12 protein-coding genes and 1 pseudogene are annotated in these 14,582 nt (G+C 57.9%); 7 read left to right on the forward strand and 6 right to left on the reverse strand.

Annotated elements, in window-relative coordinates; genetic code table 11:
• The first annotated feature begins 34 nt into the window (after positions 1-34).
• The 3 genes from V1289_RS40715 to V1289_RS40725 all read left to right on the forward strand — a co-directional run bounded on the left by V1289_RS40715 (position 35) and on the right by V1289_RS40725 (position 3,765).
• On the forward strand, positions 35-1,753 hold the full coding sequence (locus V1289_RS40715) for an AMP-binding protein (protein WP_334404849.1): 1,719 nt from the start codon (positions 35-37) through the stop codon (positions 1,751-1,753).
• A gap of 238 nt (positions 1,754-1,991) precedes the next feature.
• Positions 1,992-2,912 carry a dioxygenase family protein gene (locus V1289_RS40720; protein WP_334407870.1) on the forward strand — a complete coding sequence of 307 codons (921 nt, stop codon included), beginning with the start codon at positions 1,992-1,994 and terminating at the stop codon, positions 2,910-2,912.
• A gap of 136 nt (positions 2,913-3,048) precedes the next feature.
• On the forward strand, positions 3,049-3,765 hold the full coding sequence (locus V1289_RS40725; RefSeq protein ID WP_334404851.1) for a TetR/AcrR family transcriptional regulator: 717 nt from the start codon (positions 3,049-3,051) through the stop codon (positions 3,763-3,765).
• A 12-nt stretch (positions 3,766-3,777) separates the two neighbouring features.
• Here V1289_RS40725 and V1289_RS40730 read toward each other — a convergent pair whose 3' ends face one another.
• A complete protein-coding gene (locus V1289_RS40730) occupies positions 3,778-4,047 on the reverse strand; it encodes a hypothetical protein (protein ID WP_334404852.1) in 270 nt (89 codons plus the stop codon).
• 223 nt (positions 4,048-4,270) lie between these two features.
• On the opposite strand from V1289_RS40730, the gene V1289_RS40735 reads away from it, so the two are divergent.
• Positions 4,271-5,458, forward strand: a complete 1,188-nt coding sequence (locus V1289_RS40735; RefSeq protein ID WP_334404853.1) for an FAD-dependent monooxygenase — start codon at positions 4,271-4,273, stop codon at positions 5,456-5,458.
• 37 nt (positions 5,459-5,495) lie between these two features.
• On the forward strand, positions 5,496-6,776 hold the full coding sequence (locus V1289_RS40740; protein ID WP_334404854.1) for an MFS transporter: 1,281 nt from the start codon (positions 5,496-5,498) through the stop codon (positions 6,774-6,776).
• Between the two features lie 176 nt (positions 6,777-6,952).
• Here V1289_RS40740 and V1289_RS40745 read toward each other — a convergent pair whose 3' ends face one another.
• Complete coding sequence (locus tag V1289_RS40745) at positions 6,953-7,192, reverse strand: hypothetical protein (protein WP_334404856.1); 240 nt, start codon at positions 7,190-7,192, stop codon at positions 6,953-6,955.
• Positions 7,193-7,486: 294 nt separating this feature from the next.
• Entirely contained in the window at positions 7,487-7,699 is a 213-nt protein-coding gene (locus tag V1289_RS40750; protein ID WP_334407871.1) for a helix-turn-helix domain-containing protein, read from the reverse strand.
• 119 nt (positions 7,700-7,818) lie between these two features.
• Between V1289_RS40750 and V1289_RS50050 the strand changes: the two are divergent.
• A pseudogene (locus V1289_RS50050) lies at positions 7,819-7,932 on the forward strand (IS630 family transposase); the annotation flags it as partial.
• A gap of 1,549 nt (positions 7,933-9,481) precedes the next feature.
• Positions 9,482-10,614, forward strand: a protein-coding gene (locus V1289_RS40755; RefSeq protein ID WP_334396741.1) for an IS3 family transposase whose coding sequence is annotated in 2 segments (ribosomal slippage) — positions 9,482-9,737 and positions 9,737-10,614 — 1,134 coding nt in all. Because the reading frame shifts where the segments join, the coding sequence is not laid out codon by codon here.
• Positions 10,615-11,714: 1,100 nt separating this feature from the next.
• Here the strand turns inward: V1289_RS40755 and V1289_RS50055 are convergent.
• From V1289_RS50055 to V1289_RS40765, 3 genes are all read right to left on the reverse strand, one after another.
• Entirely contained in the window at positions 11,715-11,930 is a 216-nt protein-coding gene (locus tag V1289_RS50055) for a L,D-transpeptidase (protein ID WP_442896131.1), read from the reverse strand.
• 1,098 nt (positions 11,931-13,028) lie between these two features.
• On the reverse strand, positions 13,029-13,715 hold the full coding sequence (locus V1289_RS40760; protein ID WP_334404858.1) for a hypothetical protein: 687 nt from the start codon (positions 13,713-13,715) through the stop codon (positions 13,029-13,031).
• 178 nt (positions 13,716-13,893) lie between these two features.
• Positions 13,894-14,559, reverse strand: coding sequence for a hypothetical protein (locus V1289_RS40765; RefSeq protein WP_334404860.1), 666 nt, complete (start codon positions 14,557-14,559; stop codon positions 13,894-13,896).
• Positions 14,560-14,582 lie beyond the last annotated feature (23 nt).

Consider the following 14,582-nt stretch of genomic DNA (forward strand, 5'->3'; position numbering starts at 1 on the left):
TCTGGCTCCAGATCCGAAGGTATCGGAGGTATTCGTGCTACGTGAAAGCTATGTGCATGGTAACAGCGGCCCACCACTGATCGGGAAGACCATCGGCGCTCTCCTGGATGAGGTGAGCGCGACTGACGGGGAGCGTGAAGCGCTGGTCGTTGCGCACCAGAAAATTCGCCTGACCTACTCCGAACTTAAATCACGCTCCGACGCTTTCGCCTCGGGGCTTCTGTCCCTCGGCCTTGAGCCAGGCGATCGCGTCGGCATCTGGGCCCCGAACTGCGCGGAATGGACGGTCGCGCAGTTTGCGACGGCGAAGGCTGGTCTGATTCTGGTCAACATCAATCCCGCCTATCGCCTGAGCGAGTTGGAGCACGTGCTGCGCGCGGTGGGATGTCGAGCGTTGATAACTGCGGCTCGCTTCAAGACCAGCGACTATATTGCAATGATTCGCGAGCTTGTCCCTGAGCTGGGAAACGGAAACGGAAGCAGTGAGCTGAAAAGTTCGCGTTTGCCAGAGCTGCGGCACGTTGTCTCGATTGGCAGCGGCAGCTACGCCGGCTGCCTGGCCTTTGATCGGGTCCTGGACCGAGGGAAGCAACTCGGTCGCCAGCGGCTGAATTCGGTGGCGGCTGCTATCCAGATGGACGACGCCGTGAATATCCAGTTCACCAGCGGCACCACGGGATTGCCAAAGGGGGCAACACTTTCGCATCACAACCTGATCAACAATGCGTTCTTCGTAGGAGAAGCGACGGGAATCGAGCCCGGCTCGCGCGTGTGCGTTCCTGTGCCGCTATACCACTGCTTTGGCATGGTAATGGGCAATCTCGGTTGTGTGACCCATGCGGCAACGATGGTCTACCCGTCGGAGTCCTTCGATTCGCTGAAAACCCTGGAAACGGTCGAAGCAGAACGTTGCGACGTGCTCTACGGGGTACCGACAATGTTCATTGCTCAACTGAACCATCCTGAGTTCTCTCGCTTCAATCTCAGTTCGCTTCGGCGCGGCATTATGGCTGGGGCTCCGTGCCCGATCGAAGTCATGAAGGAAGTCGCTTCGACAATGCACATGAGCGAGATAACGATTGCCTACGGGATGACGGAAACCAGCCCGGTGAGCTTTCAGAGCCGCCGTGACGATTCGCTGGAGCTCCGTGTTTCGACAGTCGGACGGATACAGCCGCATCTTGAAGTCAAGATAGTCGACCGCGACGGTCGGGTGGTGCCGCGCGGCGAAGCCGGGGAGCTGTGCACAAGGGGATATTCGGTCATGCTCGGCTATTGGAATGACGAGGTCCGAACAAGGGAAGCCATCGATTCAGTCGGCTGGATGCATACGGGAGACCTGGCGACCATCGATGACAATGGATATTGCCGTATTGTCGGCAGGATCAAGGATATGGTTATCCGCGGCGGAGAAAACATCTATCCGCGTGAAGTTGAAGAGTATCTGTACGGTCATCCCGATATTCAAGACGTCCAGGTTTTCGGGGTGCCCGACACGAAATACGGCGAAGAACTGTGCGCCTGGATCGTCTCTAAGGCCGGCGCCGCTGTCGACGAGGAGGGGGTCCGCAGGTTCTGTCAGGACCGGATCTCTCACTACAAGATTCCGCGCTACATTCGCTTCGTCGAGAGTTTTCCGTCGACTGTAACCGGCAAGATTCAGAAGTTTGCAATGCGCGAGGCGATGATCGAGGAATTCGCCCGCGCAGAACAGGGACATGACATTCCGGGCAAGCGACATGGAGGCGTTTGAATATTCGGCGCTGCCAGCGCGTGTCATTTTCGGGTTCGGAACACTCGCGCGCGTTACCGACGAGCTGATCGCTCTGGGTCGCAAACGGGCCTTCGTTCTTTCCGATCCACATCACGCACCCGCCGGCGCAACGCGGCTTTGGAATCCGCGCCCAATCGAGCGGGATCCGATCCGAGCCCTTCTCGACGACGCCTATCACGGCCGCCGGCCGTCTTAAGCAGGAGCGCAAGTGACGGTCATGATCGACAACCAGAAGGGTGTTCCAGCAGAGGAAGTCTTCCCAGAACTGACCCGCGACGTCATTGACCGCATGAGCAACGCGAAGAGCGCCAGATTGCAGGAGGTCATGGAGGTCGTCATCCGCCATTTGCATGCGATCGTCAGAGAATCGAAGATAACGCAAGGCGAGTGGTGGCAAGCCATCGACTTTCTCACCCGTGCGGGCCAGATGTGTTCCGAAAGCCGCCAGGAGCTTATTCTGCTCTCGGACATTCTTGGCATCTCCATGCTCGTCGACGCGGTCGACAATGTAGTCGGTCCAGGCATCAGTGACTCGACAGTCCTCGGTCCGTTCTATGCCGGGCATCAGCGTGAACTCGCGCTAGGCGACAGTATCCTGCTTCGGGAGGAGGCGAGCGAGCCGTTAGTGATGAGCGGCAATGTCACTGACCCCGAGGGGCAGCCCGTTGCGAACGCATTGATAGAGGTTTGGCAAACTGCTCCAAATCAACTGTATGACGTTCAGGACACAGATCAACCACAGGGTCACCTGAGGGCGAGCTTACGGACCGATATGGCAGGTACCTATCGATTCCGAACGATCATGCCTGTCAGTTATCCAATTCCAGATGACGGTCCCGCAGGTCAGTTGCTCGCGGCAATGGGACGACATCCCTTCCGACCCGCGCACATTCATTTCATGATCAGCGCACCGGGCTATCGCACCCTCGTCACTCATCTATTCTTCGAAGGCGATGAATTTCTGGAGAGCGATGCGGTTTTTGGGGTTAAGCCGTCGCTCGTTGTTCGTCCCGAGGTGAAAGAGGCTACCAACACCGTCGAATATAACTTCGGACTTGCCAGAGAGCTGCGCACAGAAGAGTCAGGGTCGCCGAGCTTCGTCGCGGGCAACAAAGGGATCAGGTCTTCCGAATTCTAGGATGAGCGACACTGTTGTCGTACAGAGAGGATTGCACGGGCGGAGTACGATGAAGCAGTATCGGAAGATGAGGTTGGTCGCAGTAGTCGTTAGTGCATGACGCCCCTTGGCGTTTTTCCTGCAATCGTGTTAGCCAATGAACATGGCGAAGAGCGCAAAGCTGAAATCGACCGTGGAGCGGCGGGTGCGTCCGCGCAAGAGAGCTGAACAACAACGCTCGCTTGAGACGCGAGGCGCGATCCTGGACGCGGCCATTACGGAGTTCGCCGAACGAGGATTCGAAGGCGCGAGCATTCGCGCGATTGCAGATCGGCTTGGTCTGCAACATCCTCTCATCACATACCATTACCGAAGCAAAGACATTCTCTGGCGAGCGGCGGCTGAACATGCGTTCGAGCAGATCAGGGCAGGGTGGGATACGTCGGCGCCAGAAAACTCCGATTTGGCTCCGCTTGCCCGATTGCGGGAGGAGTATGCTACGCTTTTCCGTTACACCGTCGCATTTCCCGAATTTCACCGGTTCATGCGGCAGGAGGCCTTTACCAACAATCCGCGGCTGAAGTGGGTTGCGGAAACGGTATTGGCGCCGCTCCTTGGACGATTGATCCCCCAGATTGTTGCGGCCCAAAAAATAGGACTCCTTCCTGCGGTTGATCCCATCCTCTTCCACTACATGATGGTTAGTCTTACGGCGACGCTCTCCGGATTCGGGCCCGAAATGCAGGCTACGAGCGGACTATCCGCTGAAAATGCGAAGGTCATCGAGGCGTACTGGCGCCTTGTGGACGAAACAGTCTTTGGAAAATATGCGCGCGGGAAGCCTCCCCGGGTCAACGAAGCAAGTAAGCGCTAGGCGCAGGCAGAATTAGGTCCACTTGGAAATAGGCCGCCGCCAACGAAGCGGCCAGACCAGAAGTCCTGGCCGCTTCGACGGATTCCCCTCAATTGAACGGATGGTGGCGGCGGCCGCCCGGCGCGCAACCACCTGGGCCTGCGTTGCATCACCCCGGATTCCAGCTTCATTTTTCTCTTGAATAAACTTTACAGACGTATAGTATAATAACGTGGTGCTAAAGACAAGCTGAAATGCCACGGCTTTGAGTTCGATGCTTCCGTTCGAAAAGTCGTAATGCACTGACCAAGGCTCCGGGAGGAGGCAGTCGCCGTCCGCATGTCGCGTCATGCTGGGTCCGTCCGTCGACGTATTTGGCTGGCATCGAATCGTGCGCGGGCATGCCATCGCCGGCCCGACCAATTCCTCTAGGCGCATCGGCCAAGTGTTCCCGCGGATAAGCCGCAAACCGCTCGGCAACATCGCCTGGTCCGTGATTGCGGTTAACAGCAAGGGTCTGAGAGTAATGCCTGGTTCGCTTCACATCGTAATTGTCGGCGGTGGTATCGGAGGTCTGACCGCTGCGCTCGCGCTTCGGGCGAGAGGTCTCGATGCAACCGTATTCGAGCAGGCCGAGGTTCTCCGGGAGATCGGAGCCGGGGTCTCGATCCATCCAAACGCCGCTCGGTTGCTGAAACGCATCGGTCTCGATGATCGACTACGGAAGATCGGCTCGCCAATCAGCGGCATTACGCTGCGCACGTCGCAGGGGAACGCGATCACCACCCCTGCGGGGCCGGCGACGCCCGCGTTTGGTGATCAGGGGTACAACGTTCATCGCGCCGACTTCCTGAACTTGCTGTTTGCGGCATTACCAAAAGGAACGGTCGCTCTTGGTCACCGATGCATCCAGCTTGGGGAAGACGGCGATCGGGTCCATCTTTCGTTCGCGAACGGCGCTTCTGCGGACGCGGACGTCGTGATCGGCGCTGACGGAATTCGTTCCGTCGTCCAACGCGGGATCGGGCTGCACAGTCGCCCGACAAGCGAAGGAATCATGGCCTACCGGGGACTGATTCCCGCCGAGCGGCTCGCGTGGGCCGACGATCTCAAGGACCCAGCGCTTTGGCTCGGATCCGGCCGGAGCTTCCTGCTTTATCCCGTCGCCGGTGGCCGATTGATCAACATGGTTGCCTTCGTTCCCACCGACACCGAGTCAGAGGAATCCTGGTCTGCGCCGGGCGACCTCAAGGCGCTGGCGCTCGAATATGCCGGTTGGGACAAGCCGGTCCGGGACACCATCAATTCGCTCGACGAGACCTTTCGTTGGGGTATCTACGATCGTGCCCCGCTGCCGTACTGGTCGACTAGCCGCATCACGCTCATGGGCGATGCGGCACATCCCATGGTCCCCCATGTTGGCCAGGGCGCTGGTCAATCAATCGAAGACGCAATCACGCTTGCCGTGCTTCTGGAGGGATGTACCGCCGTCGATGTCGCCGGCCGCCTAAAGCTTTATGAGGCACTCAGGCTTGCGCGGACCAGCCAAGTCCAGGCGCTCGCGCGTGCCGCAGGCAAACTCTATCGCTCCGAGCACGAGAACCCTTCGGAGAAGGCTGCGCGCCTGCGCGAATGGATGGCGCAGGGAAAGTGGGTATACGAGCACGATGCGGAAAAGGCCGCCCGAGATGCTCTGTCGAACTCCGGCCACTGAGCAAAGTCGATGGAATCGAAGGACGGGAGAGGGGAACATGTCTCAAGGCGCAGCTTTCGGAAGCAGATGGTGGATCGTCTTCGGCGCAACGTTGTCGATGCTGGTGGCTCAAGGGCCGGTAATTCTCTACACGTTAGGCCTGTTCATCAAACCGCTGAACCAGGAATTTGGCTGGGATCGCGCGAGCATTTCTGCCGCCGGCGGCATTGCTGCGATCTCTTCCGCGATCACCATCCCCTTCGTGGGATCAATGATGGATCGCTGGGGCGTCCGGGCCGTTCTGCTTCCGATTGCTGTCCTTTGCGCCTCAAGCGTCGCACTCATTGCCCTGACCCCAAAATCAGTCGTCGTGTTCATGTTATTATTTGCGATCACCGGCGTTTTGGGATCGGGCCAGGGGCCTCTCGGTTATGCAAAATGCGTCTCTGCCTGGTTTGACGACAGGCGAGGACTGGCCCTGGGAATAACGATGAGCGGGATCGGTCTGGGAGCGGCCTTAATTCCCCAGTACGCCCAGTTTCTCATCGGCAATCTCGGTTGGCGCGCCGCCTATGCCGGTCTCGGCCTGCTCACGCTGATTGTGGCGTTTCCGGCAGTGTTTCTGTTCATTCGCGAGCCGACCGAGGCAAAGACCGCGGCCGACGGTGTGCTCGCGCAATCTTCTGCCGCCGAAGACCGGCCGCCCGACCTCGAGGTGCGGGAGGCACTTGGCGGCCGCCGGTTCTGGCTTATCGCTTGCGCCTTGTTACTCGTTTCGACCGTGACCCAAGGTATGGTCGTGCACACAGTGCCTCTCTTGACGGACAAGGGTTATTCGCCCGAGGCGGCGGCGACGCTGATGATTGCCGTTGGCCTCTCCACGATGGCAGGGCGCCTGTTATCCGGATACCTCATTGACAAGATCTTCGCGCCTTTTGTCGCGGCCTTCTTCTTTCTGCTCCCGTGCCTCGGAATCTATTTGCTCGACAGCACCATCTCGCCGGTTGCGGGCATCATCAGTCTTGGCCTGGCATCCGGCACTGAAATTGACATGATCGGATTCCTTACGTCCCGATATTTCGGAATGAAACGCTTCGGGCAGTTGTACGGATACCTGTTTGCCAGCTTCGTCGCCGGTTCGGCTGTCGGACCCTACATGATGGGTCTGGCTTTCGAACGGCTGCATTCCTACGAACCCGCCCTTTGGACGTTTAGCGCGTTCACGCTTCTCGCAAGCGGCGCGATACTCTCTCTCGGTCCCTATCGCTATCCGGCTGAAGAAAAGAGTCCGGTAGGCGCCAGGCGAGTTGTGGACGCTCCTGCCACCGAACATGCGTAAAGGGGGAGGCAATTTCCAGTCCAGTCGACGTGAGGCGCGCCTGTGCCGGTCGGTGACGTCCGAGGCGCACGTTACTCACGTGGGTCTTGAGTTGGCCGTCTGTGGGCTCCGGTTGTTGTGGGGGCATTGTGGAGGCACAGACTTCATAATGTTAAGTGCCGACCGGCAGCGGTCACTCAGATTGAATGCTTTAAGGAGATACCGTTTTCAGTAAGCGCTCTAAGCTCTGAGATTTCAGCTTCCTGTTGGGCGATCGTCTCTTGGTGCACAAACAATATGTTCTCAAGCTCCCGACTGCGCTTGCCCAGACGTATAGCATAGCCCGCGGCCTTGTGCTTAACCTCTGAAACGCGGCGATCAGCAGTGGCGATGGCTGTCGCAATCTTGAGTTCTGCTTCAGCACCTTTTTCACACACCTAGCCCAATAAGGGAGGCCCCCCGGCTCTGCCGGGGTGGCAGTAGAAGTTTGACATTTACGGCAGTTGCCTATTGATCGGCTCCCATCACATGAGCCACCACGCACACGAAAAGGAGTTTTTCGATAGGCAACTGTGAAACTGTAACCCCGCTAAGTGAAGCGGTATCTGTTCTCCAACTGTCGTAGGAAAAGTTGGGGCGGGTTGAATTGGAATCTTCAGAGAGAATGTTTCATACGTGGCCACATAGATGGAGTTTCGGATCTAGACCGGCCGCTTTGAGCGGCCCCATTCCTAAAGCCCCGGCTTTGCCGGGGGATATTTACTAAGAACAACGAGGATTTGGATGCTTCGGGGGACGTCGGGTCGACGCCTGATGAGGCCATTTCGTTCGAGCGTCACGATCATCTGGTGGACCGAGGGCGGGCTGACTTGAAAGTGGCGCTGCATATCGGCCTCGGCGGGCGAGCATCGGAACATGTGCGAGTAGGGGTAGATGAAAGCCAGGTACTGGCCTTGCTTTTCGGTGAAGCCTTGAGCGCTGAGGCTGCGAGCGGCGCCTGATTTTAATTCATTTTTCGATTCGTCCGGTCCTCCACGAGATGAATGTACGTTATGGGAATTGAGTGGAAGGCAATCTGGAACTGGCGCTGAGCGAGGATCCGCGTCCTGGGGCGGAGCGCAAGCTCACCGGCAAGGAGGAAGCCTGGCTGGGGGCAACGGCTTGCGCAAACCCTCCGGCGTCGGTGGTCCGAAATTCCGAAATTCAAGGATTCGGTGCAACAACTACTAGGAGAGTTGCAACAGCTACTTTGCGTTTGCACGATGCCGGGCTACGGTCGGGGTGCGCTTCGAGTAGACGTTGCAACGGCGAGAGTAACTGTTGCAAAACGTACCATGTAACGGGGGGCCGAGAAAAAAATGACGCCTACTCACCTCCCGCCAACGTCCCGTCGCGCAATAGCACTTTGTCGCTGGTCGATCGTTTCGGGCAGGGTGGCGAGCACCAGAGCTCGCCGCGCGCGGGGGGAGGGCGACGTTGAGCCGGCGATGGCAGACGATTAATGGACGGCCGGCCGCGTAGCTACTTCGACGTCGGCGTATCCGAGCAGGTCGCCCAAAGCACGCAGCCGGCCCGGTCGTTCCTGCGCCAGAAAAACTCCAGCTGACAAAGAAGATCAGCCTCCAGCGCGTCATTATCAGTGAAAATCTATCAGCTCACGGGCAATGGCCAAATCCCCAGCAACAGGCAAAAACGTCCGCAATCTGGTCGACGATTCACTCGTCCTGCCGGCCAAATGGCGGCTGACCGTCGAATGTGTATGAGCGCTTCCGGACGGTGCAGGTCGCTTCCACGAATGCGGCAGCGATAACACCGTAAGTGTAAGGTACCGGTAGGATGCATGTAAAATACAGTGCGATCCGGAATTTAAATTGATTTACAATAACTTATGTGGTGCCTCTGGGCATCTTATGAATCCCTTGGGGCTCGGGGCTCGCCGCGACGCCAAGCTACCGCGCGTCGTGGCTGTCCTGGCCATAGGCGAAAGGATCCCCAAACGAGACTCGCCGGGGCTCCTGTCAACGCCTAGCCCCCCGCGTTGAGCGGTCGCCACCCTCTTAGGATCGTTCGGCGATGACAAAAGAACTTTAGGCGGGGCACGCCACCGGTCTCATTCAGGGACATCAAATAACGCACGAAGCGTTTGAGACGCGATCCAAAAAGTAGCTCAACCTCCGGCTTTATTTCGGCAAAGTTCCAGCCCCGATTTCCAGCCTAGAGTTTCGTATTAACAGACTCAGGGGGACGACAGAATTTGAACGCCTCTGTGGCAGCAAGCAGTGCAAACGGCGGTTGTATCGCCACCTTGCGCTGTCGCGATTGAAGGACCGGGTTTCGCAACTCATGCCGAACGGATAGGTCGCCGGTCTAACGCCCGCCAGTCACGCGTCCGTCCAAAACAGCATGATCGGCTCGGGGGCCCTGATGCGAGTCGACTTGTCGGGCCGATTCTTCCCTGACGACGGACGGGATTTCGAGTCGGGTTCCGACCCTCGTTACCTTCGCGCCGTTTCCATCAGCGGATCGCTCAATTCAAGAATTTAATGCCAATGTCATTCCCGCGACGCCAAACCACTTCGCAGGAGCGCTTCGGAGTCCCGGGGACGAATGTGATCTCGAAGCGGCTTCCCATGGGGGCATCCAGAGCCGGTCGCGGAAATTTGGACAGGACGATAAGTGGAATTTCTGCCTGACAGCGGCGATAATCGCCGTGAACAGGAGAGACCATGAGCAGACGACCCCGGCGGAACCACTCAGCGGCCTTCAAGGCGAAGGTGGCTCTGGCCGCCGTCAAGGGCGACCGAACCATCGCCCAACTGGCGGAGCATTTCGACGTCCATCCCAACCAGATAACGACATGGAAATCGCAGCTTGAGGCAAGCGCTTCCGAGATTTTCGGACCGGGAGGCGGGACACCGGCCACGCCAGCGGTCGATGTGAAGTCGCTGCACGCCAAGATCGGAGAGCTGACGCTGGAGAACGATTTTTTAGAAGGCGCGCTCACCAAGGCGGGATGGCTGAGCGCAAAGCGATGATCGATCGTGAACACGATCTACCGATCACCAAGCAGGCAGAGATTTTGAAGGTCAGCCGCGGCAGCGTGTACTATCTGCCGCGTCCAGTCTCTTCAGCCGACCTCGAGATCATGCAGCGTCTCGATCGGCTGCACCTGGAGTATCCCTTCGCCGGTTCGCGTATGTTGCGAGGCCTGCTGGCTTTGCAGGGGTGCAAGATCGGCCGCCGGCATGTGAAGACGCTCATGCGGCGGATGGGGATCGAGGCGCTGTATCGCCGTCCGCGCACCACCAAGCCCGAGCCCGGCCACAAGATCTATCCGTATCTGCTGCGCGGCATCGAGATCAGGCGGCCGAACCAGGTCTGGGCCATGGACATCACGTACATTCCGATGGCGCACGGCTTCGTTTATCTCGCCGTGGTGCTGGACTGGGCGACACGTCGTGTTCTGTCGTGGCGGCTGTCGATCACGATGGAGGCGGCCTTCTGCGTCGAGGCGTTGGAGGGTGCTCTCGCTCGTCATGGCAGGCCGGAAATCTTCAACACCGACCAGGGTTCGCAGTTCACGGGCGCGGCGTTCACCAGTCTGCTTGCCAGCCACGGCATCGCCATCAGCATGGATGGCAAAGGGGCCTGGCGGGACAACGTGTTCGTCGAACGGCTGTGGCGTAGCGTCAAATACGAGGAGGTCTATCTGCGAGCCTACGAATCCGTCGGCGAGGCGCGACATTCGATCGGCCGGTATCTCGACTTTTACAACGGCCGACGTCCTCATTCGAGTCTTGACGACATGACCCCGGATCAAGCTTACTTCAACCTTCCGCCGCTCCGCGCGGCGGCCTAACCTCGGCAGAGGCTCCACTTATCGACGCGGAATTTTTGTTCAGACAACCGCGACCGGCTCTTCCAGCACAAGATTTATCCTTGCCCCATGTTGTGAGATATCAGTGATCCGGCACTCGTGGTCAGTTAGGCCGTCGAGCGTAACCCAAGCCGATTGATGACGGCGCCTGCGCACCGGCCGGCGCTTTATCTTTAGTGTTCGTCTTTCCTGATTCATCAAATTAAGCTAGCGCAAGAAACGTTAATCTTCATCAAGCGCAATTGGTCGTCTTGTCTCTTGATATTAGATATTGCTCTTACGGCTCGGTTTCATTCTGTCCGAGAGGAAGTCAGGGATCGGTCCCGCGACGGACGATCGCCTCGTTTGGTGCCAGACCGTTGCAGTCGCAGTCGCTGTTGCGGAGGCCCTACATCACGTCTCCATTCGTGGGATTAGTGTCGACGGTAGCCGCCCACCGAGATCGTGGCATGCAATACAATGCTGGCACATCAGCGACCTTCCGCAGGGAGACCAACTTTCGCCCGATGAATCCGGGCACCGAGCCCCGTGGATATGACCATGGCCGCCGCTAATATCAATTTCTTGATGTGGCACACTAACTTCGCTGCCTTAGATAGGTTGCACTGCAGCTAACTGGCGCCTAGTGTTTTATTTTAATTCTTAAGATACGCGCGGCTACCCGCAAATTTTTGTGTGAATTGATAGGAAGGCCGTCGAAGGAGTATCATTTGCAAACGTTCGTTTATGTGGTGGCCAGCTGGTTTTTGTTCAATATCGCGTTCGCCGCCGGAATGTATTTTCGGCCGGTCCGAAAGCGGCCAGGGTCGCCAGACGGTGGCGTGGAGAAATCGTCCAGGGATGCTGGCGTCGAGGCTCCGGGCATGACGCCGGTCCGGTTGCGGCAACCATCGAATATTCTCACCGGACAACACGTAAGCCCTCAGCCCAGGGGAGCCGCTAAACTGCTGCTCTTCGGCTTTTGGGTTGGCGACCGACTTCGGTCGCCCGGGATGGCGGAGCGAAAGCCGTTGTAGTTCGCGGCGCGCGGATGTGAAACGAAGCTGGTGCCTACCCAACGACCTCGATCATTTTACGAAAGCTCAAGGCACCACATAAACACCAGCCTCGATGTGCACCTTGTCGTAGAGCTGCATAATGTGGGCATTGTGCATGCGAAAGCATCCGTGCGAGACGGCGCCGCCGATGGAGCCAGGTCCGTTCGTTCCATGGATTCGGTACAGCGTGTCACCCAGATATAGTGCCCTGGGTCCTAGCGGGTTTTGTGGCCCGGGCGGGACCATCGGCGGCACGCCCATTTCCCATTAAATGTCCTCGGTCGGATACCACTTCGGATTCTCCCGCTTGGCCGTGACCGTTTGCACACCCCTCCCACCGGTCGACGGGACTGCCGATCGCGACCGGATAGCGGGTGGCTCGCCCGGGCTCCTCCACGAAATATAAAGCGCGCTCGTGGTTGACGATGACGATCGAGCCCTTGGCGTATTGCTCGTTTATCGTTGCAGTTTCGGGCTCGGGAATTTTTGCGGTGATGGCCGGTCCGGATTTTGATCGCCGAATGACGGGAACTGGCGGCGTAAAGTATCAATAGTTCTGGGACGTATAGGACTGTCCCGACGCCGGGGGAGCAAAGAAATGCTGAGCCAAAGTCGGCTCGCTCGTCAGCAAAACCGCAAGAATAATGGTGAGCAGGGTTCTCATGATCCTTCACCGCGCCTTCAAGCCATGGCGAAGCGCGTTCACCCTTTTTCGCGCGGTGGAACATGAGCGGCGTCGACAATGGATCCGCATCGCTGAGAACGCCATCAGCTTTAAGTCGAAAGCCGTAGTTCTCCGGATTTTTCGGTAGGCGGAAGTGTTGCTATTCAGTGACCGTTGGTTGCCTGAATTGCTTTCACTTGCGCATTACGGATAACGAGACTTCGCCCAAGTAAATCTCATAAGGCCAGACACTGACGTCTTCGCGCAGAGCGCAGGCGACGGGTGGTGCATTTAATTTTGCGGGTATCAAAACCCACTAATCGATACGAAGGGCAGGCGCGCGATGCGCAAGGCAATCATCTCAACGGCGTCAATTTTGACGCTCGCTCTTGCTGGTTCAGCTTTCTGGCCGACAGTACAGCCTGATGTCGAGCGCTTGGGGGACAGCGTTTACGCGACGGTCTGGGTATGGCGCATTCCCGCTTACGCAAACAATCCGTCTTGGCGCGTTCGGTGGAGTTGGAGCGATCCACTTCGGGCGCAGGCGAGATGTTGCCGGGCACTGTGACGACCCGATTTCGTGCCGGGCGAGGATTTACTACGACTGGCGCGGAGCCCGTGCGATATTTCGGACTTCGCGCTGCGGGCAGGCTCCACTGAGACATTCGAGGCCGAAAAACGGCGTGCGCGCGACGTCAGCGCGAGATGACGCGCGACCCGGAAGGCCATTGGCGTTGACCTCTCACCGGGCTCGCGCCGATTTCCCATCCGGCGCCGCCCCAGATCGTGTCTACCGCCCCGAGCTCGCCTGCGGCGTCGCGAACAAAAAATATGTTTGGTACAGCGTTGGTCTGCAACGCACCGTCTCCACCGTTCGCCTGGAGTTTTAGGAAGCACCAAACGTCGGCGAGTCGAGTCTCATAGCGGTCATGGAGTTCGGCGATGATTTGGTTATCGCTTGATGCTTTGTTCAAGGCATGAATTTGAAGTGCCACGTCATTTGTATCGTCTTCGATCTTGACGGCGAAGTGGCGCATGAAAGTCGCGCCAAGCCACGAAATCTTGACTTCCGCCGCAGGTGACGTGTTCTCCCTGAATCGTTGGCTGGCGATGAATTTGTGAGAAATCGTAGCCGTTACCGAAGAATCCGCCGAAGGATCTGCTGGTTCCACCGGAGTTGCACGCCGGGAACAGCTAACGTTGGTACCCGCACCTAAGGCGGTGGAGTTGGCAGCCGGTTCGTTCTCTATCGCGGCGAGGCGGGCGTTTCCGGCTGTAAGCAAGAGTAAAGTTGAGGAAAGGACCTGACCAAGCCGACGACGCATCTTGTTTTCTCCGAGTTCGATGAGATAAGATAAACCGAACCTCGGTTGTGTAAACAACGATGTTAACCTTTGGTTAAGGATAAACAATACAGAAAATAATAGACAAAATTATGATGAATACGTCAAAACAAAGAATCTATATTTGTATTACAAGCCGAATTAGTTCCAGATGGATCGCTCGCAAATGTCGTGTCGCGCGTCATTCGGCGGACTCGTTTCGCTGATCGCATCGCGCTTACGAACCAGAAGCGAGATCATTCTGGATGCACATCACGCCCGGCGACACCGCCCCAATTGAGCAGGCGCACGACGATAATGGCCGTGATGGGCAAGGCGTTCCGAAAGCCGCCCTAAATCCTAAAGACGACTGAACTGACGGAACGGCCGTTCGACGAGGTCGATGAGGGTCTTGCTTAACGAGGGTGGCGGCGCCTGCTGCCTTCGCGATATTCACGTCGGTCAGTTGTTCGACTTCTCCTGGAAAAGCCGCAACCTGGTCTCCCCATACGTCTCGCCAATGCGTTCCTGGGGGCTCGCCGCCGCGCTGATAGTCGCACGCAATTGCCCACTCGACAGGCGCCGGAAGTTCGCGAGTGAAGAACAGGCCGGGGTTTTTCGAAACTGTCAGACGGGTAGCGGCGAGTACACCGGCTGGCATGGCGGCCGACGCCGCCGCTGCGACCGTCAGCGCGCTCGCTATTTGACGTAATTCCTCTTCTTCATTTGTCGTTGGAATCGCGTCTGAATTCTCTTCCGGGGGCGGCAGGTCGTGTTCGGCGTAGAATCCGAGAGCTATCAAGATGGACACCCGATCCCGGCACAGTCCCAGATACATCTGATCGAACGCTGCTCCCCACGGAGAATCAGATTCAATCGATTGCGCTTTGGCAAGGGTCGGCATCATGCGCTCCGTCAGAACCGACA

The sequence above is a fragment of the Bradyrhizobium sp. AZCC 2289 genome, from assembly GCF_036924615.1.
Classification (GTDB): Bacteria; Pseudomonadota; Alphaproteobacteria; order Rhizobiales; family Xanthobacteraceae; genus Bradyrhizobium.

Excerpts from the sequence above, each read along its gene's own strand:
- V1289_RS40720 (WP_334407870.1), top strand. The coding sequence starts at position 1,992 with ATGATCGACAACCAGAAGGGTGTTCCAGCAGAGGAAGTCTTCCCAGAA.
- V1289_RS40740 (WP_334404854.1), top strand. The coding sequence starts at position 5,496 with ATGTCTCAAGGCGCAGCTTTCGGAAGCAGATGGTGGATCGTCTTCGGC.
- V1289_RS40765 (WP_334404860.1), bottom strand. The coding sequence starts at position 14,559 with ATGCCGACCCTTGCCAAAGCGCAATCGATTGAATCTGATTCTCCGTGG.
- V1289_RS40725 (WP_334404851.1), top strand. The coding sequence starts at position 3,049 with ATGAACATGGCGAAGAGCGCAAAGCTGAAATCGACCGTGGAGCGGCGG.
- V1289_RS50055 (WP_442896131.1), bottom strand. The coding sequence starts at position 11,930 with ATGGGCGTGCCGCCGATGGTCCCGCCCGGGCCACAAAACCCGCTAGGA.
- V1289_RS40735 (WP_334404853.1), top strand. The coding sequence starts at position 4,271 with ATGCCTGGTTCGCTTCACATCGTAATTGTCGGCGGTGGTATCGGAGGT.